Annotated in this window: 1 protein-coding gene and 1 pseudogene; one reads left to right on the plus strand and one right to left on the minus strand. The window is 44.1% G+C overall.

The genetic code is table 11. The features are described from left to right. The coding region (locus tag P5683_RS24570) for an IS630 family transposase (protein WP_315645085.1) at positions 1–398 on the plus strand (398 nt) is incomplete at its 5' end. 21 nt (positions 399–419) lie between these two features. Here the strand turns inward: P5683_RS24570 and P5683_RS24575 are convergent. Then, positions 420–1,532: pseudogene (locus P5683_RS24575) on the minus strand (group II intron reverse transcriptase); the annotation flags it as partial. Positions 1,533–1,684: the final 152 nt, after the last annotated feature.

Raw genomic sequence — 1,684 nt, forward strand, 5'->3', positions numbered from 1 at the left:
AGGAAGGAAAACGCTTCCATGCACTCAAATCAGGGAAGAGGCAGGGCAGGGTAAGCTATATAGCCGCATGGTGTCATCAACAACTCTTAGCTCCCTTTAGCTTTGAGGGTTGTTGTAATCGGACAGTGTTTGAGTTGTGGTTGGAGTTCATCTTAATTCCAACATTGAAGCCAGGTCAGACTCTAGTATTGGACAATGCAACGTTTCATAAAGGGGGGCGGATTGCTGAACTGGTGGAGGCAGCTCAATGCCGTTTACTCTATCTACCACCTTATTCGCCAGACCTCAAGAAGATAGAGAAATGTTGGTCGTGGCTGAAAGCCCGTATTCGCCACTGCATTGAGCAGTTTGATTCTCTCCATGATGCCATGGATTCCGTTCTCAAAGCTACGTCCTAACCACCTTAACTAATGCTATACATCCTTTCCGCCTAGGCTTCGAGGTACAATGTGGTCTACTTCAATTATGTCTGATGGGGTAAAGTATTGCCCACACCAGGCGCACCTACCTTTTTGCTTTTTGAGTAGTTTGGCTACATTATTTGGCGTGTCGATTGCTTGTCCTTTTCTGGTTGCCCAGTAAGTCCAATTACCATCATATGGTGTTGCGTCAGGGCGCACTAGGGTATGTCTAACAATCGGAGTCCAATTATGTTTCCATAATTGATATCCATCCTTAGTCTTGAATAACCAAGATTCATGCTTTTCTTTCCCATTGCTAAGTTTAACCGTTCCCTTATGGAAGTAGTTTCCTAGCTTTTCGTGGCTTGCCTCTCCGCATCTTGATGCTGTCCATGCCCGTAACATTACCCAGACTATGCTATCCAGTTTATTGAAGGTTTTTGTTGAAACTACCCCTGAGTAGTAGTTTGACCATCCCCTTATGATTGGGTTTAGTTTGCTAATCAGGGCTGATTGAGGTGCTGTTTTATGTTTTTCAATTACACCTTTTATCGCTTCAGTATGGGCTTTAACTGCCTTTTTACTGGGTTTAATGTGGGTCTTGTGACCGATTAATCGGTTTGCTACCCCACCTGTTTTCCCAGACTTATATTTTCCTGTTGGGTATTGCCTGATATTGAATCCTATAAAATCAAACCCAGGTTCTTCAGTCTTGCCATTATACTCAATGGATTTGAGTGTGTGACAAATTCGAGTTTTTTCGGGTTTTATTTCTAGTCCCACAGGTTTTAACCATTCGGAGATAGCAGTTTTGCACTGTTCAATGATTTCTAGGTCTTTTGAGATAACCACAAAATCATCGGCATATCTTATGACCGTCGCATAAGGGCGATTGTCTGTTTTCTGAGGGTACAGTTTTTCTATGAACCTAACCATGCCATCCAGTGCGATGTTGGCTAGGAGTGGACTTATTACCCCTCCTTGGGGTGTCCCTGCTTCTGTATCCTCGAATACGCCGTTATCTAGCACACCCGCTTTGAGCCATTGTTTCAGGTCTCTCTTCAGGCTGCTTGGACAATGAATTTTGGATAGTAGGTAATCATGGTTTATTCGGTCAAAGCATTTCGGTAGGGGTCGAAATGGAAGTCGCCTTCCCCAACTCCCATTCAAAACCGTGCTTGATACTTTCGCATCACACGGCTCCTGATGTGGACACCCTATTTGTCATTAGGAACAGGGCTACAACCCCCTGCTTTGTGACTTCAACTTTGGGAGCTATATAC

It is taken from the genome of Limnospira sp. PMC 1279.21, from assembly GCF_032349615.1.
Lineage (GTDB): Bacteria > Cyanobacteriota > Cyanobacteriia > Cyanobacteriales > Microcoleaceae > Limnospira > Limnospira fusiformis.